Genomic DNA, 22,737 nt, shown 5'->3' with positions numbered 1-22,737 from the left:
GGTGTGGGGTTCTTGCGGATCATGGCGTGCTCAACGTGTTGTACAGGGTGTTGAGGTTGTACTCGAACAACCCGGTGAAGGTGCTGGCCGGACCGCTCGCCGCAAGGGCATCGGAATACAACGTGCCCCCGATCTGTGCGCCGCTTTCATCCGCGATCTGCTTGAGCAGGCGAGCGTCCTTGATGTTTTCCATGAACACGGCTTTGACTTTGGCCTGACGAATCTGGGTGATCAGTGCGGCCACCTCGGCGGCTGAAGGTTCGCGCTCGGTGGACAGGCCTTGAGGCGCCATGAATTCGATACCGTAGGCCTGGCCGAGATAACCGAAGGCGTCATGGGATGTCACGATCTTGCGGTTTCCCGGTGGCAGTGAGCCGAGTTTGGCCTTGGCTTCGGCGAGCAAGGCGTAGACCTGTTTCAGGTACACCTGGCTGTTGTGCTCATAGTCGGGTGTGTTCGCCGGATCAGCAGCGATCAGCGCCTTGGTGATGTTCGCGATGTACAGCTCGGCGTTCGCCGGGTTATGCCAGGCATGCGGGTCGGGAATGGTTTCGCCGTCTTCATCCAGGCTACGCGGTATGACTCCGTGGCTCGCGCTGATGACCGGCGCCTTGGTCTCGGTGCTGGTCACCAGGCGATCCAGCCAGGGTTCGAAACCCAAGCCATTCTTGATGATGAGTTTGGCTTTGAGCAGTGCTTTGGCGTCGTCCGGTGTCGGCTCGTACGTGTGTGCATCCGCGTCCGGGCCGACCATGTTGGTGATCTGGATATGATCCTTGCCGACCTGTCGGGTCATGTCGGCAAGGATGCTGAAGCTGGTGACGACCTGAAGCTTTTCGGCGGCAGACAGCGACATCGACACCATCAAGCTGAACAGCACGAGTAAAGCGCGCATCGGATAACACCTCATTGGGATGTGAGCAAAGGCGGGCGGCGCAGCAAGCCGTGCACCGGTCCGAACATTACGGACAACAGATACCAGCCGCCCGCTACCAGCACGATTGCCGGGCCACTGGGCAGTGAGTAATAGAAAGAGATCAACAAACCGAGCCACACCGAGAAGCTGCCGAGCAAGGCGGCAATGACGATCAGCACCGGCAAGCGGCGACTCCAGAAACGCGCCGCAGCGGCAGGCAACATCATCAAGCCGACCACCATCAACGCGCCGATCGCCTGGAAACCGATGACTAGATTCAACACCACCAGCGTCAGGAACACGCCGTGGGCCAGTGGGCCGAGTCGGCTGACGGTTTGCAGAAAAAGCGGGTCGAGGGTGTCGAGCAGCAGTGGTTTGTAGATCAGCGCCATGGCAATCAGGCTCAGGCCCGAAACCCAAAGCATGCCGGTCAAGGTGGGGCCGTCGACCGCCAGCGCCGAGCCAAACAGCAGGTGCAACAGGTCCAGGCGTTTGCCGGCGATGCCGAGAATCAGTACGCCACAGGCCAGGGAAATCGGGTAAATCGCCGCGAGGCTGGCGTCCTCTCGCAGGCCGGTGCGTCGCGTAATCCAGGCCGCGAGGCCTGCCATGCTCAGGCCGGCACCGAGGCCGCCGACGGTCAATGCCGGGAGACTTAACCCGGCAAACCAGAAGCCTAGAGCTGCACCGGGAAGGATGCCGTGGGCGACGGCATCGCCGATCAGGCTCATGCGCCTCAGGATCAGAAATACCCCCAGGGGCGCCGTGCTGCACGCCAGGACCAAACCACCGAGCAGCGCTCGGCGCATGAAGACGAACTCGTGGAACGGTTGCCAAAGTTGCGCAGCAGCGGTCATCAGGCCACCTGCGATTGAGGTTGTTGGCGGATCAGTTCAGCGCTCGGGCCGAGTACGCAACCGCTGCTTTTGATCAGCAGCGTTTGTGGGATGTGCTCGCGGACGGCGGCGAGGTCATGGCACACGACCATCAGCGTCCGGCCTTCGAGGTGCCAATCGTGCAGGTGCTTCCAGAGCAATGCCTGGCCAAGTTCATCGAGGGCCGCGTGGGGCTCATCGAGCAACAACAACGGGGCGTCGGTCAGGCTCAATCGGGCGAGCAGGGCGCGTTGCAATTCGCCGCCGGAGAGGGCCATCAAGGGTCGATCTTCCAGGCCGCTCAGGCACCAGTTTTCGAGGACGGTCTTCAGTCGTTGACTGCGGATCTGCGGTGATTGTTTATTGCCCCAGAATCCGGCGGCGACCAATGCCTGAAGGCTGATCGGAAATTGCCTATCGAGGTGTTGCTGTTGGGGCAGGAACGACACACTGCCCTTGAGTGGAACACTCAGTCGCACCTTTCCGGCCAACGGTTTTTGCAAACCGGCGATGACCTTCAACAGGCTGCTTTTACCGGAGCCGTTCGCACCGATGATGGCGGTCAGGCTGCCCTTTGGCAGTTCCAGGTTCAGCGCCGGCGTGAGTGGCTGACCCGGTGCGCCCCAGCGCAAGGCGTGGCAACCAATCATGCGACCTCCCAGTTGAAACGGCTTTCGGCCACTGCGTCATGGGCGTGCAGGCTTTCGGCGTGGATGACACGGATGTGGAAGGCGTTAATGCCCGTGGAGCGTTTCAGGGCCAGATTCAAACGGCGAGCGGCGTCTTCGCAGAACATCAGGTTCTGACCATTGGCCAGGGCGAAGGCTTGTTCGTCGGCGCGTTTTACCGCTGTTTGAACGGCTGTGCCGAGTGCGGCTTCGGCGTCGTTGATGACGGCGATCAGAGGCAACTCATCGACAAAATCAGCCAGCCGTACGCGCAACTTTGCGCTGCTGCGTTGGCTGTGAGGTGTGGCGACGATGCCGTTCGTGGAGCCGAGCCACGCTAAAACGTCGGCGTGTTGCAGTGGCTTTTTGGCGAAATCATCGACGAACTGCTGCTGAATCAACTGTCGAGACAGAGCCGCGGAACATGGGCAAGTTGAGGAATAAGGCACGTCGATTTTTAGTTCCACGTGGAACATCGCGTTATTCAAACGTGCTTCGATGCTCACCGGATAGTTTTTCCAGCCTGCCAAAGGACTGATCAACGCTGGCCTTTTCAGCATCAAATCGGCGTGAATGGTTAAGTGAGCTCTGCTGGATAGCCCTTCATGGCTCTCAAGAAAACGCTGCAAAACCCTGCGCAATAGAGCCGGTGAAAGGTTTTCATGCTCCAGTAATTCAAGCGCCAGATAGAGCCGTGACATGTGAATGCCGCGCGCGTTGCCATCGTTGAGACTCACGCCGGCATCGGCCTTTGCATTCAGTCGTTGGCCATCAAACAAAACGGGAAGAGCAATGCCGCACATGCCCACCCACTCCAGTGGCAGGGCTTGGCGTGAGGCCTGCGCGGCGATATCCGGCAGAGTCAGCGCATTCATGAGCAGGTCCATCGTGGGAGTTGATTTGTCATGTTATAGTATAACAATACAATCCACGATGCCTTTTTCATGAACAGGCTTTCATCATGCACGACGCCACTTGCTCAACCTGATTCTGGCCAGCGCGGCCATTGGCGCGTCGGCTACGCAAATTCGAAGAAAAACAGACAGGCCTAGCAGCCGGCGATTCGGCTGCAGGTGAACTTGGCGCTGCTGCCGCCGGAGCTGGAAAACCGGTTGATCGTGGTCCAGCCGACGCGCTGGTTGTAGCCAACCCAAGCCTCGCCATCGGACGCGATGCCGGTGAAAAACGTAAGTTGACCGTAGCGGCTGTTGGTCTGCACCCAATAGCGTTTTCCGGCCATTTCGAAACCCCGCAGATAGATTGTGCTGCCGGCGGTGTTGACGCTGTAGGCATTGCCATCGGCATCCACGCAGGCCAGCAGGTTGGCACTGCGGGTGCACCTGGCCAGGCTCGGGATCTGGGCCAGCGCGTCGGCAGCCACCAGCAGGGAAAGGATTATCAACGCAGGTTTCAGGGCGTTGCGCATGGGGATTCTCACGAAGGGAACACGTTTAGCATCCTGTCCTTTGCCCTGCTGAGCAAGAGGGGATGGCTTATTTGTATTGTTATATTATAACATCAAAATAAGCCCGACACCGCGACCGGGCATCCCTATGAGGAATATGTAGATGTCCAATCGACTCCCCGTGACCGTTCTCTCCGGCTTTCTTGGTGCCGGAAAAAGTACACTTCTTAATTACATACTACGTAATCGCGATGGCTTGCGGGTTGCAGTCATCGTCAACGATATGAGCGAAATCAACGTCGATGGCACCGAAGTCCAGCGCGATGTCAGCCTTAATCGGGCTGAAGAACGGTTGGTGGAAATGAGTAACGGGTGTATTTGCTGTACGTTACGTGAAGATCTGCTGGAGGAAGTAAGTCAACTCGCCAGGGACGGCCGCTTCGACTATCTGCTGATCGAATCCACCGGTATTTCCGAACCGCTGCCAGTGGCGGAAACCTTCACCTTCCGCGATGAAAACGGCCAGAGCCTCAGCGACATCGCACGTCTCGACACCATGGTCACGGTGGTCGATGGCATGAATTTCCTGCTCGATTACCAGGCGGCCGAAAGTCTGGCTTCCCGAGGAGAAACGCTTGGGGAAGAGGACGAGCGTTCGATTACCGATCTGCTGATTGAGCAGGTCGAGTTCGCCGATGTGATTTTGCTCAGCAAGATCGATTTGATCAGCAGCCACGAACGCGAGGAACTGATCGCCATACTTGAACGGCTTAACGCCCGGGCGGAAATCATTCCGATGGCGATGGGCGAAATCCCCTTGAACAAGATTCTCAACACCGGTCGTTTTGACTTCGAAAAGGCGGCCCAGGCACCGGGATGGCTGCAGGAACTGCGTGGCGAACACGTACCGGAAACCGAAGAGTACGGCATTGCTTCCAGCGCCTACCGGGCACGCCGACCGTTTCATCCGCAGCGCTTCTTCAACTTCATCGACGGTTCTTGGGACAACGGCAAACTGCTGCGCTCCAAGGGCTTTTTCTGGCTGGCGAGCAAGCACATGGACGCCGGCAGCTGGTCCCAGGCCGGAGGTATGATGCGCTATGGTTTTGCCGGGCGCTGGTGGCGTTTCGTACCGAAAGACCAATGGCCGCAGGATGCGGAAAGTACCGCCGGGATCATGAAAAACTGGACTGCCGACAGCGGGGACTGTCGCCAGGAACTGGTATTCATCGGCCAGAACATCGACTTCACGCAGCTAGCGACCGAGCTGGATGCCTGCCTGCTGACCGATGAGGAAATGACGCTCGGTGTAGAAGGCTGGCAATTGCTGCCTGATCCATTCGGCTCCTGGTACGAAGAGGCTGCCTGAGCCTTTACTGGCGCTTCAAGGCTTGAGCCAGGTGCCCTGGCTCTGGGCCTCGCAATACGGCTGCAAATACGCCGCGTCGGTGGCAACGCCGTAATAGTGAATATCTTGCCGGTAGGGCATATTGGCGACTTGGGCGTTGCTGCAGATACCAAATGCGCCGTCGGGGCATTGGTCGACATACTTCACTTCGACTTTTTGCCCCGGCAGGTTCGGTTGGCAGAAACCATCGGCGAAGAGCTTTGGCGGGATGTTGCGGTTCTGCTGGCAAACCTTGATGTCAAGCCGCTCGGCCTGGCTGTGAACCACACAGGCCTGGGCCAGCGCCTCGCCTGAAACGAGCGCCAGGAGCAACGACAAGCCGATCAACCGCATCCATCACCTCCTCAGAAATCATCGACCATGCTGCAGAATATCCCCACTCATGTCATTGCCGGCCCGTTGGGCGCCGGCAAGACCAGCCTGATCAAGCACCTGCTGGCCCAGCGCCCGGCCAGCGAGCGGTGGGCGGTGCTGATCAACGAGTTTGGCCAGATCGGTCTCGACGCTGCGCTACTGACCCGGGACGCCGATGGTATCGCACTGGGCGAAGTGGCCGGGGGCTGCTTGTGTTGCGTCAACGGCGCACCGTTTCAGATTGGTCTTGGGCGTTTGTTACGCAAGGCTCAACCGGATCGGCTGTTCATCGAACCCTCAGGGTTGGGGCATCCGGCGCAGTTGCTCAGGCAATTGAGCGAAGCGCCCTGGCAAGGCGTGTTGGCTGTTCAGCCTTGTGTGCTGGTGCTGGACGCCCAGTCGCTCGCCGCTGGCAATCCCTTGCCGGAAGCGCAACAGCAAGCGCTGAGCCATGCGGGATTATTACTTTTGAACAAGTCTGAAGGTCTCGAAGAAGAATGTCGCCAGCGAATCGCCGCGCAATTACCGCCAACCCCCCTGTGCTGGACGCAACAGGCGGTTTTACAGTTGGGCGAGTTGCCGGGGCTGAATGCCAAAGCGCTGGCAGGTGTGGATAACTTCGTCATGCCCAAGGGATTGGCGCAGCTGCCGGCCATCTGGAACGATCGCGCATTGCCCATTTGCTTGAGTCAGGAACAGGACGGTGGCTGGAGCATCGGTTGGCGTTGGCATCCGAGCCAGGTGTTTGATGCCGCTCTGGTTAACCGGTGGCTTGAAAGCCTCGACTGGAGGCGGGCGAAGTTGGTTATCCACAGTACCCAAGGGTGGAATTCGGCGAACGCGGTGGATAACTCGGTGCTGGACTGGCGGCCCAGTGAATGGCGGCAGGATTCGCGTATCGAGCTGATTTTCAGTGAGCTGCAGAATGCAGAAAGACTGCAGAGTGATCTGGCGGCGTGTCAATCCGGATCGGGTTAATGGCTCAAGGCCGCCACTTGGTATGTTCCTGACGCCACTGGCTCAGCTCGATCACTTCTGCGCGAGGCTTCACCACATCGACCACCGGTTCGGTTTCGTCGAATGGGACCGGGTAGGGCGCCAGCTCAATCTGTGCACTGTGAGCGCCGAACTGGGTGATGGTGCCGTTGTGGCGGGCTTCACCGGTCACGGTGAATTCGAAGTTATACACACGGGCCAGACGTCGCCGACCACTGGCGTCCCTGATGAACGCGATTTTTTTCAAGGCCACGTTGCCGTCCAGCAATTCGATCCCTAGCTTGCTGCAATGCTGTTTGACCCGCTCCAGCGCGCGCTCGCGCAAGCCGTGGTTGTGCCATAGCCATGCGCCTGCAGTGGCGAACAGCATCAGCACGAATATATTTCCAAGGGTCAGCATCAACAGGGTGCTCCAACAAGATAGTGTCAGCTTAACTGTGTCGCTGGTCTGTCGTACAGGCTGCGTTTAGTCGCATACTGCGCGGCTAGAATTTCAATCGTTTTACGGAAATCCACCGCATGAAACGTACTCCGCATTTGCTCGCTATCCAGTCCCACGTGGTATTCGGTCACGCCGGCAACAGTGCCGCGGTTTTCCCGATGCAACGGGTCGGGGTGAATGTCTGGCCGCTCAACACTGTGCAGTTCTCCAATCACACCCAGTACGGTCAGTGGGCCGGTGAAGTGCTGGCGCCGCACCAGATTCCTGACCTGGTCGAAGGCATCGCGGCGATTGGCGAGTTGGGCAACTGCGATGCGGTGCTCTCCGGTTACCTCGGCAGTGCGGCCCAGGGCCGGGCGATCCTGACGGGTGTGGCGCGGATCAAGTCGATGAATCCCAAGGCGCTGTACCTGTGTGACCCGGTCATGGGGCATCCAGAGAAGGGCTGCAGTGTTCCGGCGGAAGTCAGTGATTTTCTGCTGGAAGAGGCCGCCGCCGTGGCGGACTTCATGTGCCCGAACCAGCTGGAGTTGGACAGCTTCTCCGGACGCAAGCCGCAATCGCTGTTCGATTGCCTGGCAATGGCGCGTGCATTGCTGGTGCGCGGCCCGAAAGCGGTGCTGGTCAAGCATCTGGACTATCCCGGTAAACCGGCAGAGGCCTTCGAGATGCTGCTGGTGACGGCTGAAGGCAGTTGGCATTTGCAGCGCCCGTTACTGGCGTTTCCGCGTCAGCCGGTGGGCGTGGGCGATCTGACGTCCGGGCTGTTCCTGGCGCGCGTGCTGTTGGGCGACAGTCTGGTGGCCGCCTTCGAGTTCACGGCGTCGGCGGTGCATGAGGTGCTGCTGGAAACCCAGGCCTGTGCCAGCTACGAGTTGGAACTGGTTCGGGCTCAGGACCGGATTGCCCATCCGCGTGTGCGGTTCGAGGCGACCTCGATCAGTCTCTGATTCAGCGCTACCCCCATCGCGAGCAGGCTCGCTCCCACAGGTATGGCATTAACCCTGTGGGAGCGAGCCTGCTCGCGATAGCGGTCTGAAGATCGCCAAAGAACAACCCGCATCAGGCGTCGCCCTTGATGTCCTGATAACGCTTTTCCAGCTCCTGACGAATCTGCCGGCGCTGTTGGGCCTGCATGTAGCGGCGCTTGTCTTCACTGTTCTGCGGTTGCAGTGGTGGTACCGGTGCAGGTTTACGCTGGTCATCCACCGCGACCATGGTGAAGAAGCAACTGTTGGTGTGACGCACCGAGCGCTCGCGGATGTTCTCGGTCACCACTTTGATGCCCACCTCCATGGAGGTGTTGCCGGTGTAGTTGACCGAGGCGAGAAAGGTCACCAGTTCGCCGACATGGATCGGCTCACGGAAAATGACCTGATCAACCGACAGGGTCACCACATAGCGGCCGGCATAACGGCTGGCGCAGGCGTAGGCCACTTCGTCGAGGTATTTGAGCAGGGTGCCGCCGTGAACATTGCCAGAGAAGTTGGCCATGTCGGGGGTCATCAATACCGTCATCGACAGCTGGGCGTTTCCGGGTTCCATAGCATTCTCACGGGTCAAGGCCAGGTTTGAGGGATGCACCTCTGCGGGTGCCTCGGCGGTTTTTTCAAACCAACAGTTATCGGGACGCCGGGTGCGGAGTCGCCGTCACGCCGGATCGATCTGTTTCCATATATTGCACCGCCTTTCTGCCCGAAGTCGCGGTGTTACCCTGCAAAAAACCCTGCCTCAAAGGCAATTCCTACGCGCAATCCAGATTTTTGTTCTGCTCGATCAGGCTTTTCCTGCGTCCGGGGATCGAGCAATGCCATCCAGGGAGCCTCACGCCATGCATGCCATCAGTTTCATTCAGGATCTGGCAGTGATCATGTTGATCGCAGGTATGGTAACCGTGATTTTCCATCGTCTGAAACAACCGGTGGTGCTGGGATACATCGTCGCCGGTTTCATCATTGGCCCGCACACCCCGCCATTCGGCCTGATCCATGACGAAGAAACCATCAAGACCCTGGCCGAACTCGGTGTGATTTTCCTGATGTTCTGCCTGGGCCTGGAGTTCAGCCTGCGCAAGCTGTTCAAGGTCGGTGCCACGGCATTCATTGCAGCGTTCCTGGAAATCGTGCTGATGATCTGGATCGGCTACGAGATTGGTCGCTGGTTCGACTGGAACACCATGGATTCACTGTTCCTCGGCGCGATCCTGGCGATCTCCTCGACCACCATCATCGTCAAGGCGCTCAACGATCTGAAGCTGAAGAACGAGCGGTTTGCACAGCTGATATTCGGTGTGCTGATCGTCGAAGACATCCTGGGCATCGGCATCATCGCACTGCTGTCCAGCATCGCCGTCAGCGGTACGGTCAGTTCCGGTGAAGTGTTCTCCACAGTCGGCAAGTTATCGCTGTTCATGATCGTCGCATTGGTCATCGGTATTCTGATGGTGCCGCGGTTGCTGGCCTACGTGGCCAGATTCGACAGCAACGAAATGCTGCTGATTGCCGTGCTGGGCCTGTGTTTTGGCTTCTGCCTGCTGGTGGTCAAGCTTGAATACAGCATGGTCCTCGGGGCGTTCCTGATTGGCGCGATCATGGCTGAGTCCCGGCAACTGCTGAAAATTGAGCGCTTGATTGAGCCGGTTCGCGATCTTTTCAGTGCAATTTTCTTTGTGGCCATCGGGCTGATGCTCGATCCGGCGATCCTGCTTCAATACGCGTGGCCAATCGCCGTAATCACCGTAGCCGTGGTGCTTGGCAAGATGCTGTCCTGTGGCCTTGGTGCATTTATCGCCGGCAATGACGGACGCACCTCGCTGCGGGTCGGGATGGGTCTTTCACAGATTGGCGAATTCTCTTTCATCATCGCGGCACTGGGCATGACGTTGCAGGTCACCAGCAACTTTTTATACCCCGTGGCCGTGGCTGTTTCGGTGATCACGACCTTGCTGACGCCTTATTTGATCCGCGCGGCTGATCCATTGTCGATCAAGCTCGCCGGCGTCATGCCGGAGCGCCTGGGGCGGGTGCTGGGGATGTACGGCGAATGGCTGCGCAGCATCCAGCCCCAGGGTGAGGGGGCGTTGCTGGCGTCGATGATCAGAAGGATTTTGCTGCAGGTTGGGGTCAACCTGGCATTGGTGATCGCGATCTTCCTCTCGGGCGCGTTCTTCGCCGAGCGCATGTCGGCCTACGTGCAAGGCTGGATCAGCGACCCGAGTTGGCAGAAGGCATTGATCTGGGGTGGGGCGCTGTTGTTGTCGCTACCTTTTTTGATTGCGGCGTACCGCAAGCTAAAAGCATTGTCGATGCTGCTGGCGGAAATGGGCGTGAAGCCGGAAATGGCCGGGCGCCACACGCAACGAGTGCGCCGGGTGATCGCCGAAGTGATTCCGATCCTGTCGCTATTGGTGATCTTTTTGCTATTGGCAGCCTTGTCGGCCAGTATTCTGCCGACCAACAAGTTGCTGGTGCTGATCGCCGTGGTCGCGGCCGCCGTGGCGGCGCTGCTGTGGCGCTGGTTCATTCGTGTGCATACGCGGATGCAGGTGGCGTTGCTGGAAACTCTCGACAATCACAAAGAGTCGTCCGGGCATTGACCACCCAGCGGCGTTGGCTGGATCAACTTTCCAGCCAGACGTCCCGCGCCCAGTGCCACACCGATTCCCAGGATTCTTCGGTGATCAGCTCTTCTTCGCCGGACCACAACACCACGGTGCCGTCTTCTTCGACGCAGTAATAATTGTCGCCGTCCTGGCAGATCGGGATCAGGTCGCGTGGTACGCCAGCATCCCAGGCATTTGCGGCCACATCAGGCAGGTAGGTATGCGACTGCGGGTCGGTGACGGTCACCGGCTCCAAGCTGCCATAGACTACGTCGCTGACTGTCAGCAGAAACTCTTTGAAGACGAAAGGAATGTTGATGAATAACTCTTCTTCAACTTCCACCAATTGATCTTCGTCGGGCAACTCCAAGGGGACCGGTACCGGTTCGTTGGCTTCACGCAGTTGTTCGATGATTTCTTCCACGTCCGGGATCCTCTTGCTTGTATGGCGCGGTTTATATGGAGCGGTTTATACAGTAGCTCGCTATGGATGCAACCGCGAAATAGAAAACCCCGGCCGAGGCCGGGGTTTTTTTTACAGCAAGTAAAGCGCCGAGGAGGATCAGCCGTTCTGGCGGATACCGGCCACCAGCCAAGGCTGGTTTTCGCCCTGTGCACGTTCCATGTTCCAGCTTTCGCTGAAGACTTCACCCTGGTCGAAACGCGAGGTTTTCGACACGCCAGTGAAGGTCAGGGTGGCAATGGTCTTGTCGGCGCGATCGTCCACACCGTCCAGTTGCACATTGAGGTTATCAATGTAGGTGGACTGGAAACCGTCGCCCAGGTCAGCCCGCTCACGCTTGAGGAACTCCAGCATTTGCGGGGTGACGAACTCGGCGATCTTGTCCATTTCATTGGCGTCCCAGTGCTGCTGCAGGGACTGGAAATGATTGCGTGCCGCTTCGACGAAGTTGCTTTCGTTGAACCAGGCTGGAGCATTGATCACCGGACGAGCGGCAACAGGCGCTGCCGAACCACCGAAGATCGAACCGCCGGCCGGCTTCTGTTCGAACACTTCTCGTTGCATCGGCGCGTGGCCTGCCGGAGCGTAATGCTCCTGCTGCTTGCGCCGACGGGCGGCGATAAAGCGGAACACCAGGAACGCAATGACGGCCATGATCAGGATGTCGAAGATCTGCATGCCCTGGAAGCCGCCACCCATGAACATGGATGCCAGCAGGCCACCGGCCGCGATACCGGCCAGAGGGCCGAGCCAGCGCGAAGCGCCACCGGCCTTGGCAGCGGCGCCAGCAGCACCGGCAGCACCAGCGGTCGCCGCAGCGCCACCCATGCCTGGGGAAGAAGGAGCCATCTGGCTGGTCTGGTGCGTCGGCGCAGCGCCTGCGCTTTTGCCACCACCGAAGCGCTTGGCGGCATTGACGTCGAGACTCATCGTCAGGCCGATGCACAACGCCATGGCGATGCTAAGAAAACGTTTCATAAAGGGAATTCCCATTTGTGGAAGGCACGCGCGCCATGTTGCACAGCTGAAGTGTTACTGGCTAGCGGCAGAGTGTTTCGGGCTTTTGCCTGACAGGTTGTGTTCAGCTTCAGTCAGCGCAATAAGGCCTTTTGACTTTGATATGTCAGATGAGTGGAAAGGTTTTGTAGGACGTTCGCCTAGCGTCGCAGGGCCAGCATGACCACCCCGGCCGTGATCAGGCCGATTCCGCCCCATTGGCGCAGGTCGAGTTTTTCACCCAGCAGGACAACGCCAAGAATGGCCACCAGCACCACGCTGAGTTTGTCCACTGGGGCAACCAGTGACGCCGGGCCTACTTTGAGTGCACGGAAATAGCAGATCCACGATGCACCGGTGGCCAGGCCCGACAACAGCAGGAACAGGTAGCTCTTCGCAGAGATCGATCCCAAAGACTGATATTGGCCCGTGGCGTACAAAATCAAGGCCAGACTGACCAATACCACTATCGTGCGTAGCAGGGTGGCGAAGTCGGAGTTGACGTTTTCGATGCCAACTTTCGCGAAAATGGCGGTCATCGCCGCGAACGCCGCCGATAACAGGGCCCAGAATGTCCAAGAGGAAAAAAAGCCTGAGCCCATATTTGTTCCCTTTCATTCACATAGGCCAACGCCTAACCCTGTGGGAGCGGGCTTGCTCGCGAAGGCGGCACCGCGGTTCATCAGAAACACCGCGTGATCGTTTTTCGCGAGCAAGCCCGCTCCCACATTCGACCTCTGGCGGTCTTTTAGATTGCTTCCAGTTTCGCGTAGCCCAGCATCAGCCACTTGCTGCCTTCGCTGAAGTTCACCTGCACCCGGGCCTGAGCCCCGGCGCCTTCGAAGTTCAGGATCACGCCATCGCCAAACACTGAGTGGCGTACGGTCTGGCCCAGGCTGAAGCCTGTCTGCGGAATCTCGCTGCCGCTGAACAGGTTGCTGCCACTCATTGACTGGTTGCCACCAAAAGGACGGCTGACGCTGTTGGACAACCGAACCTCCTGAATCAGGCCTTTCGGTACCTCGCGTACGAAACGCGACACCTTGTTGTAGGTCTCGCTGCCATAAAGGCGGCGGGTTTCGGCAAAGGTCATCACCAGGTTCTGCATGGCCCGGGTGATGCCGACGTAGGCCAGACGACGCTCTTCCTCAAGGCGGCCGGGTTCTTCCAGGCTCATCTTGTGCGGGAACAGGCCTTCTTCCATGCCCACCAGGAACACATAAGGAAATTCCAGGCCTTTGGCGCTGTGCAGGGTCATCAGTTGAATGCTGTCTTCGTGCTCGTCGGCCTGGGTATCGCCGGCCTCCAGCGACGCGTGACCGAGGAACGCTGCCAATGGCGTCAGGTCTTCGTCTTCTTCGCTGTTTTCGAAGTTACGCGCGGCGCTGACCAGTTCCTCAAGGTTTTCTACCCGGGCCTGGCCTTTCTCGCCTTTTTCCGCTTCGTGATAGGCAATCAGCCCCGACTGCTCGATGACAGTCTGGGTCATCAGGTGCAGCGGCATTTCCATGCATTTGGCGGCGAGGTTCTCGATCAACTCGATAAACGCGCCAAGGGCACCGGCCGCACGACCGGTCAGGCCTTTGTTGGCCACCAGTTGGCGCATCGCTTCCCACATTGATACATCGCTGTGGCGCGCATGGTCGCGGATCGCTTCAACGGTTTTCTCGCCGATGCCACGAGCCGGCACGTTGATCACCCGTTCCAGCGCGGCATCGTTGCCCCGTCCTTCGAGCAACCGCAGGTAAGCCATGGCGTTCTTGATTTCCGCGCGTTCGAAGAAGCGCTGACCGCCATAGATACGGTAGGGAATGCGCTCGCGCAGCAAGGCTTCTTCCAGAACCCGCGATTGGGCGTTGGAGCGGTACAGAATCGCGATATCGCTTCGCGACAAGCCGGTTTTCAGCGCGCTTTCGATGGTTTCGACAACGTAGCGGGCTTCGTCGTGTTCGTTGAAGGCGGCGTACAGGTTGATGGCTTCGCCGTCGCCGCCGTCTGTCCACAGCTCTTTGCCCAGGCGCCCGGTGTTGTTGGCGATCAAGGCGTTGGCAGCCTTCAGGATGCCGGCGGTGGAGCGATAGTTTTGCTCCAGGCGAATGGTTTCGGCGTCCGGGAAGTCTTCGGAATACTGATAGATGTTCTCGATTTTCGCGCCGCGCCAGCCATAGATCGACTGGTCGTCGTCACCCACCACCATCAGGCTGTCGCCACCCTTGGCCAGCAGACGCAACCAGGCGTACTGCACGGCGTTGGTGTCCTGGAACTCGTCCACCAGAATGTGCCGGAAGCGCTTTTGATAGTGAGCGAGCAGGCCCGGGTGATCGCGCCACAGATCGAGGGCGCGCAGCAGCAATTCGGAGAAGTCGATGACGCCCGCACGCAGGCAGGCGGCTTCGTAGGCTTCATAGATGCCGCGCATGGTCGCCAGGAACAGGTCACCACTGGCTTGAATGTGTTGCGGACGCAGGCCTTCGTCTTTCTGCCCGTTGATGAACCATTGGGCCTGACGGGCCGGCCAACGCTGTTCGTCCAGGCCGAGCTCGCGGATCACCCGCTTGACCAGCCGTTGCTGGTCATCGCTGTCGAGGATCTGGAAGGTCTGGCTCAAGCCCGCTTCCTGCCAGTGTGCCCGCAACAAGCGGTGCGCCAGGCCGTGGAAGGTGCCAACCCACATGCCGGCCGGGTTGATGCCCATCAGTTGCTCGATGCGCTGGCGCATCTCGGCAGCAGCCTTGTTGGTGAAGGTCACCGACAGGATGGAGTGGGGCGAGGCGTTTTCGACCTGGATCAACCAGGCGATACGGTGCACCAGCACTCGGGTTTTACCGGAACCAGCACCGGCCAGGACCAACTGACGACCCACGGGGGCCGCTACGGCCTGGCGTTGGGCATCGTTGAGGGAGTTCAGCAGAAGGGAGAGATCATCGCGCATCAGGGCATTCTAGGGGGCCGCGACACACCGGGCAAACTCCGCTTCGTTTTAGCCGATGAAAGTTATGCAAAGGACGACCGGTCAGTCATCGGCTGCAGGCGCTGGCGGGGCATGCCTTCGGCGTTTTCAGGGGCGTCGGCGGCTGAAAAATTTGGCGATTTGTTGATCAGCAGCAGTTTGGTCCGGGCAATTGGTTGTGTATGCTCCGAGCAGTTTCGGGCCCATGCTCATCATTATAAGAACAAGAACATCGCCTATGACCCTCAGCTTCGACCTGTCGGGCCCCACTGTGGAGCCCCGGGTTATCCGAAAGCAATACGCCATGGAAATGGCGGTCGAACGCACGCGCCTGTTGTATCAGGGCTCGCTGCTGCCCACGTTGTTCATGCTGATCAATGGTCTGGTCTGTGCCGGTTTGCTCTGGAGCCCGCAGCGCTACTTCCTGGTCAGCGTGTGGCTGGTCTGGTTGCTGTCGCTGGTGGCATTGCGGGTCATCCAGGTCGCCGCCTTTGATTCGGCCATTCCCAATCGTCAGGCCCAGCCCATTTGGCGACGAATGTTTTTGTTGGGCTCCGGCCTCACTGGCCTGACCCTGGCCGGTGCCGGCATCGCCCTGGTTCCCGCCGATAACTTCATTCAGCAAGCCTGGGTCTTCGGCCTCATCGGTGCCGCAGCGCTTTCGGCCAGCGTGGCTTATGCGGTCAGTTTGCCGGCCTTTCTGTCATTCACCTTGCCCTGCCTGTTGCCGGCCATCGCCTATATGTTTTGGGGCGGCGACGGGCAGCAGCAAGGCTGGGGCTGGTTCGGGCTGATCCTGCTCGGTGCATTGAGCGTGGTTGCCTGGCAGGTCAATCGATTGATCGATCGGGGCTTGATGCGACGCTTTCAGAACCAGGCACTGATCGAGCATCTACAGCAGGCGCAAAGCTGCAGTGATCATCTCAATCAGAAGCTGGCCAAGGAGGTAGAGCAGCGCCGACGTGCCGAGGACGAGTTGCGAGAGATCCAGATCGACCTGGAAAACCGTGTCGCTCAGCGCAGCCTGGAGCTGGACGCCGCCAACCAGGCGCTGAGCAAGAGTGAGGCGCGTCTGGCGTTGGCATTGAAGGCCAGCGAGTTGGGGTTGTGGGACTGGAATCTGCAAACCGACGAAGTCCATCACACGCAGATTCAGGAATTGTTCGGCCTGGAGCCGGAACAGGTCACGGCAATACTGCGTCACCTCAAGCCGCGCCTTCACCCCGAGGATCTTCCGGCGCTGAAAAGGGCACTGGTCGAGCATTTGAAGGGCCGCACCGAGGACTATCAAATCGAGTATCGCGTGCGGCATGGCGACGGCCACTGGGTCTGGATCGAGGACCGCGGGCGGGCGGTCGAGCGTGCCGAAAACGGCCGGGTGATTCGCATGGTCGGTACTCGCCGCGACATCAGCGTCAGCAAAGGCCTGGAAGAGCAGCAGCAACTGGCGGCGACCGTGTTCGAGGCGGCCAGCGAAGGGATCGTGATTTTCGATCCGAACTATGCCCTGATCGCGATCAATCAAGCCTTCAGTCGGGTGACCGGCTATGACATTGAGGACATGATCGGGCGCAATGTCATTGAGTTGCCATGCAGTCGCGATGCGCGTCGGCATTACGCCGCAATACATCAGGCGCTGGAACAGCAAGGCAGTTGGCAAGGCGAATTGGTGGAAACGCGCAAGAGCGGCGAGATGTATCCGCAATGGCTGCAATTGAACGCCGTGCGCGATAGCCGGGGAAATGTCAGCCATATTGTGGGTTTCTTCGCTGATCTCTCGGCTCGCCGGGAATCCGAAGAGCGAATGCGCTATCTGACCCATTACGACGAACTTACCGGTCTGGCCAACCGCTCGATGTTCCGCGAACGACTCAACGAAGCTCATCAACGAGTGCGGCAGGGTGGCTATCGCAACCTGGCCTTGCTGCACATCAATCTTGATCGGTTCAAGCAACTCAACGATAGCCTGGGGCATGAAGTTGCCGACCAGTTGTTGCAGAAAATGGCCCGGCGACTGGTGAATGCATTGCCTGAAGCAGACACCATCGCACGCCTTTCTGGTGACGAGTTTGCCGTGCTGTTCAACTCCTACGGCAACCTTTCCAGCCTGGCCAGGGTGGCGACTCGTCTGGCTAACAAGTTGCGTTTGCCGGTGACCATTGAAGGGCATGAATTGGTGGTCAGCGTGTCGATGGGCATCAGCTTGTTGCCGGACAGCGCCCGGGAAATTTCCGCGTTGGTCAGTCAATCGAACATGGCCATGCAGCACGCAAAACATTTGGGCGGCAACAACTTCCAGTTCTACACCGACAGCCTGCAAGCCAGCACGCTGGAGCGCTTGCAGCTGGAAAACCAGTTGCGCAAAGCCATCGAAGAGAAGCAGTTGAAGGTGTTCTACCAACCCAAGCTGTGTCTCGCCACGGGTAGGCTGAATGCTGCCGAGGCGCTGGTGCGTTGGGATCACCCCACCATGGGCCGCGTGCCGCCGGGGGATTTCATCGGCCTGGCTGAAGAAACCGGATTGATCGGCCCGATCGGTGAGTTCGTGCTGCGTCAGGCCTGCTGGCAGGCCTGTGAGTGGCAGCGGCAGGGGCTCGAAGCGATTCGGGTGTCGGTCAATCTGTCGGTGCATCAGTTGCGCCAGGGCAAGTTGGTCAGCTTGGTGCGGCAGGTGCTGGAAGAGACAGGGCTGGCGCCGCAACTGCTGGAGCTGGAGCTCACCGAAAGCCAGTTGCTGGACAGCGTCGAGCACATCATCGCGACTTTCCAGCAGTTGCGTGATCTCGGGGTGAAACTGGCCATTGACGATTTTGGTACTGGTTACTCCTCCCTGAGCTACCTCAAGCGTATCCCGGTGGATTACGTGAAGATCGACCAGGCCTTTATCCGCGGGTTAGGAGAGGGCACCGAGGATGCGGCGATCACTCGGGCGATCATTGCCATGGCCCATGGTTTGTCGTTGAAAGTCGTCGCGGAAGGCGTGGAACACCAGGAGCAGCTTGAGTTTCTCAAGCGTGAGCGCTGCGATGAGGTGCAAGGCTATCTGATCAGTCGGCCGGTAGAGGCGCAAGACCTGGCGGGCCAGCTACGAGGGCAGGGCGCGGATTGACTGAGGTTGCTTCCCGTCAGGCCTTTTGGCGGTCTGACGGGAAGTTTGCAGCAGGTAATGCTTTAATCGGTGATCAGTACTTCATCAATGTGGTGCAGTAACTTTCCTTCGAAAAAAATACTGACGCCGGTAACATTTGATTTGCCGGCTACCCGGTATTCGACAAACCTGTCGGTTAATGCTGGAAGTGAAATTCCGCCGGTGTCTTCAATTTTCAGGTCTAGACGTAAATCATAAGATTTGTCCTGCACTTCGCTCAGCATCAGCTTGGCCGTAATGCCAGAGTTGGCAACGGTCACGGTACCGGAAGCACGAAAGAAAGCAGCGCCAGGCATGCGGTTAATTTGGGCGGCCCAGTCTTTGGTTGTAATGTTCATTGTATGTAACTCCTGTAATTAAGATAATTGCTCCTGCCTATTTAATATATCCATCTTTATTTAACTTGTGGGTGGCGATAGTTAACTTGTTTGTAAGTTGATGTGGGCTGTGTGTTATTGATGAGATAACTAATGTTGACATTTGTACGGGGAGGCTCATTTTTGTCGCAACGCCAAAAGGCGAGCGTTGGAGAGCAACTGGAACGCTGGCGATGAGCGCTACATGGAGCGCGCGTGCCTGAATGCCGAGGGATGTGGTTACGCATTGAGCAGGCAAAAAGCCGATTCATGTAGTATAACTACAAGCGTGCTACATCCCCGGCACCTGCCAATAACAAAGAGTCCAGCCCTTTGAATCTGCTGCAACACATCGCCCAGTCTCGCCACCTGTTACGCAAGTCGGAGCTCAAGGTCGCCGACCATGTGCTGCTTGATCCTGCGGCCGTGATGCACAGCTCCATGGCCGACCTGGCCCACAGCGTGGGCATCAGCGAGCCGACCATCGTGCGTTTTTGCCGTGCCATCGGTTGTTCCGGCTTTCAGGACCTGAAGCTGAAGCTGGCCCAGAGCCTGGCGGCCGGTGCGAGTTTTGGCCAGTTTGCGATCCACGAAGACGATTCGGTCGCTGACTACAGCCTGAAAATCTTCGACACCACCCTGCATACGCTGATGGAGGTTCGCGAGAAACTCGATCCGCTGGAGTTGCAGAGGGCGGTGACGCTGATGTCCCAGGCTCAGCGCGTCGAGTTCTATGGTTTTGGCGCCTCGGGGGCGGTCGCGGCGGATGCGCAGCACAAATTCTTCCGGTTGCTGCTCACCGCAGCGGCGTACTCCGACCCGCACATGCAGGCGATGTCGGCCGTGACATTGAAGCCGACTGACGTGGCGATCTGCATTTCCCAGTCCGGGCGCTCCAAGGACCTGTTGATCACCGCCAACCTGGTGCGCGAAAGCGGCGCTTCATTGATCACGTTGTGCCCAAGCCAGACGCCATTGGCCGAGCTGTCGACCGTCAACCTGGCGATCGATGTGCATGAGGACACCGAAATCTACACGCCCTTGACCTCGCGAATCGCCCACCTGGTCGTCATCGACGTATTGGCGATGGGTGTGGCCATGGCGCGCGGACCGAGCCTGGTCAACCACCTCAAGAGCGTCAAGCGCAGCCTGCGCAGCTTGCGGTTATCGCCCAAGTCGGTGAAAGCGCTGGACGATTGATTCTGATCTGAAATGGCTGAAGGTCGTTCCGACCTTATTCGCGAGCAAGCCCGCTCCCACATTCGGCCAGGTTCTGCCTGATGGATACGGTCAAATGTGGGAGCGAGCTTGCTCGCGATGGCGGCCTCGAATACACCGCAATTTTCATCAGTCTGTAACCCCCGAGCCGCCAAACCGTCATCCCTTGCGCCTATCTTGAAACTCCCGTACTTGCCTTGGGAGACTCGAAATGGCCATGCCCTACGAAGAACGCAACAGCGCTGTCAAAACCCGTCGTCAGCAAGAAGATCAGCGCCGCATGGAATTCCGTCGCGCCATTGAAGATCGCTGCGAACGCCGTCAGCTTCTGGCCGAAATTGGCGATTTTCCAGAGCTGGAGCTCAACTTCTGGCAGTCATCTCCCTCGACTTCCCGTCGAAACGCTCAACCAGCGCGCTGATCTGAATCCGTTCGCTACGAACAAAAGCCAGGAAGGCGTGAGCCACCGGTGACAGGCGTTTCGCCTTGGCCTGCACCAGGCACCAACTGCGAAACAGTGGCAGCTCTTCGACCGGTAGCTCGACCAGCCCACCAGTTGCCAGCTCAAGGTTCAGGGCGTGGCGCGTCAACAGCGCAACGCCCAGGCCTGCCAGTACACATTCACGTTGAGCTTCGGCAGACGAGACTTCCTGAGTCTGGTTGAAGTGCACGCGCTTCTCTTTGAAGTATTCTTCGCACGCAAGCCGCGTCCCGGAGCCTGGCTCGCGCAGCAGCAGTGTGTAGGGCTCGAGATCCTGCAAGCGTAGCGGCCCCATATGGCACAGCGGGTGATCCGGTGGCGCCACGGCGACGATCGGGTTGTTCAGGAACGGCAGGAATTCCAGGCCCATGTCCTGGGGCACCATGGACATGATCACCAGATCGTCGCGGTTGTCCGACAAACGCCGAATGACCTGGCCGCGATTGACCACCGTCAGTTGCAGGTTCACTTCCGGGTGCTGGCGTTTGAATGCGGCAAACAAGTGCGGCACGAAATACTTGGCGCTGGATTCCACCGCCAGTTTCAGTTGCCCCTGCAGCGAGCCCTGCATGTCCGACAGCTGCATGTCGAGGTTTTCCAGGCGTCCGAAAATATCCCGACTGGCCCGCTGTAACGCTTCAGCCGCTTCGGTCATGTAGAGTTTTTTGCCGACGTAATCGAACAAGGGCTGGCCAATCAGCTCTTCAAGTTGACGAATCTGTAGGCTGACGGCAGGTTGTGTGAGCGACATTTCCTCGGCCGCACGGCTGTAGGAACGCAAATCACAGACTTCATTGAAGATCTGCAATTGCCGCAAAGTCATACGCATCAATGACTTACGCATTATCTGGTCACTCTCGTCGCTGGCTGATGAATCAACTATAAGTCTTTACTTATGCACGACCCAATTTTTATTCATTTTTGTTAATCCCTTGTGGGCGCTAGTGTGGACCTGCGACCAAACTGAAACATTTGGTCACTCGTCGACCTGGGTCTAGCAGGTCGTGGGTACCACCGGCTCAAGGGAACCTCCAAGTGATAACAAAGATCCTGATCGCCAACCGTGGTGAGATTGCCGTACGAATCGTACGTGCCTGCGCCGAAATGGGCATTCGCTCGGTCGCGATCTACTCCGACGCCGACCGTCATGCTTTGCACGTAAAGCGTGCGGACGAGGCCCACAGCATTGGTGCCGAGCCGCTGGCCGGTTACCTGAACCCGCGCAAGCTGGTGAACCTGGCTGTGGAAACCGGCTGCGATGCACTGCACCCCGGTTACGGTTTCCTTTCGGAAAACGCCGAACTGGCAGAGATCTGCGCCGAGCGCGGGATCAAGTTCATCGGTCCATCGGCTGAAGTCATTCGCCGCATGGGCGACAAGACCGAAGCCCGCCGCAGCATGATCAAGGCCGGCGTCCCGGTGACCCCGGGCACCGAAGGCAACGTGTCGGGCATCGAAGAAGCCCTGACCGAAGGCGATCGCATCGGCTACCCGGTGATGCTCAAGGCCACGTCCGGTGGCGGCGGCCGCGGCATTCGTCGCTGCAACAGCCGCGAAGAACTCGAACAGGCCTTCCCACGCGTGATTTCCGAAGCCACCAAGGCTTTTGGTTCGGCGGAAGTGTTCCTGGAAAAATGTATCGTCAATCCGAAGCACATCGAAGCGCAGATTCTTGGCGACAGCTTCGGCAACGTGGTGCACCTGTTCGAGCGTGACTGCTCGATCCAGCGCCGCAACCAGAAGTTGATCGAGATCGCCCCGAGCCCGCAACTGACCCCGGAACAGCGCGCCTACATCGGCGACCTGTCGGTGCGTGCAGCCAAGGCCGTGGGTTACGAGAACGCCGGCACCGTGGAGTTCCTGCTCGCCGAGGGTGAGGTGTACTTCATGGAGATGAACACCCGGGTGCAGGTGGAACACACCATCACCGAAGAAATCACCGGCATCGACATTGTCCGCGAGCAGATTCGCATTGCGTCTGGCCTGCCGCTTTCGGTGAAACAGGAAGATATCCAGCACCGTGGTTTCGCCCTGCAATTCCGGATCAACGCCGAAGACCCGAAAAACAACTTCCTGCCGAGCTTCGGCAAGATCACCCGCTACTACGCTCCCGGTGGTCCCGGCGTGCGTACCGACACGGCGATCTATACCGGCTACACCATTCCACCGTTCTACGACTCCATGTGCCTGAAACTGGTGGTGTGGGCGCTGACCTGGGAAGAGGCGATGGACCGTGGCTTGCGCGCCCTGGACGACATGCGTCTGCAAGGGGTCAAGACTACCGCCGCGTATTACCAGGAAATCCTGCGCAACCCGGAATTCCGTAGCGGCCAGTTCAACACCAGCTTCGTTGAAAGCCACCCTGAACTGACCAACTACTCGATCAAGCGCAAACCCGAAGAGCTGGCCCTGGCCATCGCCGCCGCCATCGCCGCCCACGCAGGCCTGTGAGGAATAAAA

General features: G+C 58.7%; 22 protein-coding genes. 8 read left to right on the top strand and 14 right to left on the bottom strand.

What is annotated here, in order from left to right; all coding sequences use genetic code 11:
• Positions 1 to 19 precede the first annotated feature (19 nt).
• The 5 genes from ACEN8Z_RS02540 to ACEN8Z_RS02520 all read right to left on the bottom strand — a co-directional run bounded on the left by ACEN8Z_RS02540 (position 20) and on the right by ACEN8Z_RS02520 (position 3,885).
• A complete protein-coding gene (locus ACEN8Z_RS02540) occupies positions 20 to 895 on the bottom strand; it encodes a metal ABC transporter substrate-binding protein (protein WP_495596678.1) in 876 nt (291 codons plus the stop codon).
• Between the two features lie 11 nt (positions 896 to 906).
• On the bottom strand, positions 907 to 1,773 hold the full coding sequence (locus ACEN8Z_RS02535; protein ID WP_495596677.1) for a metal ABC transporter permease: 867 nt from the start codon (positions 1,771 to 1,773) through the stop codon (positions 907 to 909).
• Positions 1,773 to 2,441 carry a metal ABC transporter ATP-binding protein gene (locus ACEN8Z_RS02530; RefSeq protein WP_495596676.1) on the bottom strand — a complete coding sequence of 223 codons (669 nt, stop codon included), beginning with the start codon at positions 2,439 to 2,441 and terminating at the stop codon, positions 1,773 to 1,775. Before ACEN8Z_RS02530 ends, ACEN8Z_RS02535 begins: the two co-directional genes overlap by 1 nt.
• Positions 2,438 to 3,334 (bottom strand): GTP cyclohydrolase FolE2, encoded by an 897-nt coding sequence (folE2, locus tag ACEN8Z_RS02525; RefSeq protein ID WP_495596675.1) that lies wholly within the window; start codon positions 3,332 to 3,334, stop codon positions 2,438 to 2,440. Before folE2 ends, ACEN8Z_RS02530 begins: the two co-directional genes overlap by 4 nt.
• A 173-nt stretch (positions 3,335 to 3,507) precedes the next feature.
• Complete coding sequence (locus ACEN8Z_RS02520) at positions 3,508 to 3,885, bottom strand: hypothetical protein (protein WP_007998388.1); 378 nt, start codon at positions 3,883 to 3,885, stop codon at positions 3,508 to 3,510.
• Between the two features lie 142 nt (positions 3,886 to 4,027).
• Between ACEN8Z_RS02520 and zigA the strand changes: the two genes are divergently transcribed.
• Positions 4,028 to 5,233: a zinc metallochaperone GTPase ZigA gene (zigA, locus tag ACEN8Z_RS02515; RefSeq protein ID WP_495596674.1), complete on the top strand. Its 1,206-nt coding sequence runs from the start codon at positions 4,028 to 4,030 to the stop codon at positions 5,231 to 5,233.
• A 15-nt stretch (positions 5,234 to 5,248) separates the two neighbouring features.
• On the opposite strand, the gene ACEN8Z_RS02510 is transcribed toward zigA, so the two are convergent.
• Positions 5,249 to 5,605: an NADH:ubiquinone oxidoreductase gene (locus ACEN8Z_RS02510; protein ID WP_495596673.1), complete on the bottom strand. Its 357-nt coding sequence runs from the start codon at positions 5,603 to 5,605 to the stop codon at positions 5,249 to 5,251.
• Between the two features lie 27 nt (positions 5,606 to 5,632).
• On the opposite strand from ACEN8Z_RS02510, the gene ACEN8Z_RS02505 reads away from it, so the two are divergent.
• Positions 5,633 to 6,604 (top strand): CobW family GTP-binding protein, encoded by a 972-nt coding sequence (locus ACEN8Z_RS02505; protein WP_495596672.1) that lies wholly within the window; start codon positions 5,633 to 5,635, stop codon positions 6,602 to 6,604.
• Positions 6,605 to 6,608: 4 nt separating this feature from the next.
• On the opposite strand, the gene ACEN8Z_RS02500 is transcribed toward ACEN8Z_RS02505, so the two are convergent.
• Positions 6,609 to 7,022 (bottom strand): DUF3301 domain-containing protein, encoded by a 414-nt coding sequence (locus ACEN8Z_RS02500; RefSeq protein WP_116262390.1) that lies wholly within the window; start codon positions 7,020 to 7,022, stop codon positions 6,609 to 6,611.
• Between the two features lie 119 nt (positions 7,023 to 7,141).
• Here ACEN8Z_RS02500 and pdxY point away from each other — a divergent pair, with 119 nt between their 5' ends.
• Positions 7,142 to 8,014 carry a pyridoxal kinase PdxY gene (gene pdxY, locus ACEN8Z_RS02495; protein ID WP_495596671.1) on the top strand — a complete coding sequence of 291 codons (873 nt, stop codon included), beginning with the start codon at positions 7,142 to 7,144 and terminating at the stop codon, positions 8,012 to 8,014.
• 112 nt (positions 8,015 to 8,126) lie between these two features.
• On the opposite strand, the gene ACEN8Z_RS02490 is transcribed toward pdxY, so the two are convergent.
• Positions 8,127 to 8,609, bottom strand: coding sequence for an acyl-CoA thioesterase (locus ACEN8Z_RS02490; protein WP_007989648.1), 483 nt, complete (start codon positions 8,607 to 8,609; stop codon positions 8,127 to 8,129).
• A 286-nt stretch (positions 8,610 to 8,895) separates the two neighbouring features.
• On the opposite strand from ACEN8Z_RS02490, the gene ACEN8Z_RS02485 reads away from it, so the two are divergent.
• Positions 8,896 to 10,659 (top strand): cation:proton antiporter, encoded by a 1,764-nt coding sequence (locus ACEN8Z_RS02485; RefSeq protein WP_495596670.1) that lies wholly within the window; start codon positions 8,896 to 8,898, stop codon positions 10,657 to 10,659.
• A 22-nt stretch (positions 10,660 to 10,681) separates the two neighbouring features.
• Here ACEN8Z_RS02485 and ACEN8Z_RS02480 read toward each other — a convergent pair whose 3' ends face one another.
• The 4 genes from ACEN8Z_RS02480 to uvrD all read right to left on the bottom strand — a co-directional run bounded on the left by ACEN8Z_RS02480 (position 10,682) and on the right by uvrD (position 15,056).
• Complete coding sequence (locus ACEN8Z_RS02480) at positions 10,682 to 11,089, bottom strand: SMI1/KNR4 family protein (RefSeq protein ID WP_007995855.1); 408 nt, start codon at positions 11,087 to 11,089, stop codon at positions 10,682 to 10,684.
• A 138-nt stretch (positions 11,090 to 11,227) separates the two neighbouring features.
• On the bottom strand, positions 11,228 to 12,106 hold the full coding sequence (locus ACEN8Z_RS02475; protein ID WP_204932548.1) for a Tim44 domain-containing protein: 879 nt from the start codon (positions 12,104 to 12,106) through the stop codon (positions 11,228 to 11,230).
• Between the two features lie 179 nt (positions 12,107 to 12,285).
• Positions 12,286 to 12,726, bottom strand: a complete 441-nt coding sequence (locus tag ACEN8Z_RS02470) for an EamA family transporter (RefSeq protein ID WP_007989639.1) — start codon at positions 12,724 to 12,726, stop codon at positions 12,286 to 12,288.
• A 146-nt stretch (positions 12,727 to 12,872) separates the two neighbouring features.
• Positions 12,873 to 15,056, bottom strand: a complete 2,184-nt coding sequence (gene uvrD / locus ACEN8Z_RS02465) for a DNA helicase II (protein ID WP_007995851.1) — start codon at positions 15,054 to 15,056, stop codon at positions 12,873 to 12,875.
• 256 nt (positions 15,057 to 15,312) lie between these two features.
• Here uvrD and ACEN8Z_RS02460 point away from each other — a divergent pair, with 256 nt between their 5' ends.
• On the top strand, positions 15,313 to 18,183 hold the full coding sequence (locus ACEN8Z_RS02460) for a putative bifunctional diguanylate cyclase/phosphodiesterase (RefSeq protein WP_495596669.1): 2,871 nt from the start codon (positions 15,313 to 15,315) through the stop codon (positions 18,181 to 18,183).
• A gap of 62 nt (positions 18,184 to 18,245) precedes the next feature.
• On the opposite strand, the gene ACEN8Z_RS02455 is transcribed toward ACEN8Z_RS02460, so the two are convergent.
• Positions 18,246 to 18,560, bottom strand: coding sequence for a hypothetical protein (locus tag ACEN8Z_RS02455; RefSeq protein ID WP_495596668.1), 315 nt, complete (start codon positions 18,558 to 18,560; stop codon positions 18,246 to 18,248).
• Positions 18,561 to 18,911: 351 nt separating this feature from the next.
• Between ACEN8Z_RS02455 and hexR the strand changes: the two genes are divergently transcribed.
• Positions 18,912 to 19,778 (top strand): transcriptional regulator HexR, encoded by an 867-nt coding sequence (hexR, locus tag ACEN8Z_RS02450; protein ID WP_007954250.1) that lies wholly within the window; start codon positions 18,912 to 18,914, stop codon positions 19,776 to 19,778.
• A 229-nt stretch (positions 19,779 to 20,007) separates the two neighbouring features.
• Entirely contained in the window at positions 20,008 to 20,217 is a 210-nt protein-coding gene (locus ACEN8Z_RS02445; RefSeq protein WP_007989628.1) for a PA3496 family putative envelope integrity protein, read from the top strand.
• Here ACEN8Z_RS02445 and ACEN8Z_RS02440 read toward each other — a convergent pair.
• Positions 20,159 to 21,121 (bottom strand): LysR family transcriptional regulator, encoded by a 963-nt coding sequence (locus tag ACEN8Z_RS02440; RefSeq protein WP_310055537.1) that lies wholly within the window; start codon positions 21,119 to 21,121, stop codon positions 20,159 to 20,161. The genes ACEN8Z_RS02445 and ACEN8Z_RS02440 overlap by 59 nt on opposite strands.
• A 191-nt stretch (positions 21,122 to 21,312) precedes the next feature.
• Here ACEN8Z_RS02440 and ACEN8Z_RS02435 point away from each other — a divergent pair, with 191 nt between their 5' ends.
• A complete protein-coding gene (locus ACEN8Z_RS02435; protein WP_007971702.1) occupies positions 21,313 to 22,728 on the top strand; it encodes an acetyl-CoA carboxylase biotin carboxylase subunit in 1,416 nt (471 codons plus the stop codon).
• Positions 22,729 to 22,737 lie beyond the last annotated feature (9 nt).

The organism is Pseudomonas sp. Pseusp10 (assembly GCF_059492225.1).
Note: the sequence above shows the minus strand (reverse complement) of the source record. Positions and strands in the feature narration are given on the sequence as shown.

Coding starts and splice junctions, on each gene's coding strand:
- pdxY (WP_495596671.1), top strand. CDS start 7,142: ATGAAACGTACTCCGCATTTGCTCGCTATCCAGTCCCACGTGGTATTC.
- ACEN8Z_RS02475 (WP_204932548.1), bottom strand. CDS start 12,106: ATGAAACGTTTTCTTAGCATCGCCATGGCGTTGTGCATCGGCCTGACG.
- ACEN8Z_RS02470 (WP_007989639.1), bottom strand. CDS start 12,726: ATGGGCTCAGGCTTTTTTTCCTCTTGGACATTCTGGGCCCTGTTATCG.
- ACEN8Z_RS02485 (WP_495596670.1), top strand. CDS start 8,896: ATGCATGCCATCAGTTTCATTCAGGATCTGGCAGTGATCATGTTGATC.
- ACEN8Z_RS02490 (WP_007989648.1), bottom strand. CDS start 8,609: ATGGAACCCGGAAACGCCCAGCTGTCGATGACGGTATTGATGACCCCC.
- ACEN8Z_RS02500 (WP_116262390.1), bottom strand. CDS start 7,022: ATGCTGACCCTTGGAAATATATTCGTGCTGATGCTGTTCGCCACTGCA.
- ACEN8Z_RS02505 (WP_495596672.1), top strand. CDS start 5,633: ATGCTGCAGAATATCCCCACTCATGTCATTGCCGGCCCGTTGGGCGCC.
- ACEN8Z_RS02540 (WP_495596678.1), bottom strand. CDS start 895: ATGCGCGCTTTACTCGTGCTGTTCAGCTTGATGGTGTCGATGTCGCTG.
- uvrD (WP_007995851.1), bottom strand. CDS start 15,056: ATGCGCGATGATCTCTCCCTTCTGCTGAACTCCCTCAACGATGCCCAA.
- ACEN8Z_RS02445 (WP_007989628.1), top strand. CDS start 20,008: ATGGCCATGCCCTACGAAGAACGCAACAGCGCTGTCAAAACCCGTCGT.
- ACEN8Z_RS02455 (WP_495596668.1), bottom strand. CDS start 18,560: ATGAACATTACAACCAAAGACTGGGCCGCCCAAATTAACCGCATGCCT.
- ACEN8Z_RS02520 (WP_007998388.1), bottom strand. CDS start 3,885: ATGCGCAACGCCCTGAAACCTGCGTTGATAATCCTTTCCCTGCTGGTG.
- ACEN8Z_RS02510 (WP_495596673.1), bottom strand. CDS start 5,605: ATGCGGTTGATCGGCTTGTCGTTGCTCCTGGCGCTCGTTTCAGGCGAG.
- ACEN8Z_RS02440 (WP_310055537.1), bottom strand. CDS start 21,121: ATGCGTAAGTCATTGATGCGTATGACTTTGCGGCAATTGCAGATCTTC.
- ACEN8Z_RS02530 (WP_495596676.1), bottom strand. CDS start 2,441: ATGATTGGTTGCCACGCCTTGCGCTGGGGCGCACCGGGTCAGCCACTC.
- folE2 (WP_495596675.1), bottom strand. CDS start 3,334: ATGAATGCGCTGACTCTGCCGGATATCGCCGCGCAGGCCTCACGCCAA.
- zigA (WP_495596674.1), top strand. CDS start 4,028: ATGTCCAATCGACTCCCCGTGACCGTTCTCTCCGGCTTTCTTGGTGCC.
- ACEN8Z_RS02460 (WP_495596669.1), top strand. CDS start 15,313: ATGACCCTCAGCTTCGACCTGTCGGGCCCCACTGTGGAGCCCCGGGTT.
- ACEN8Z_RS02535 (WP_495596677.1), bottom strand. CDS start 1,773: ATGACCGCTGCTGCGCAACTTTGGCAACCGTTCCACGAGTTCGTCTTC.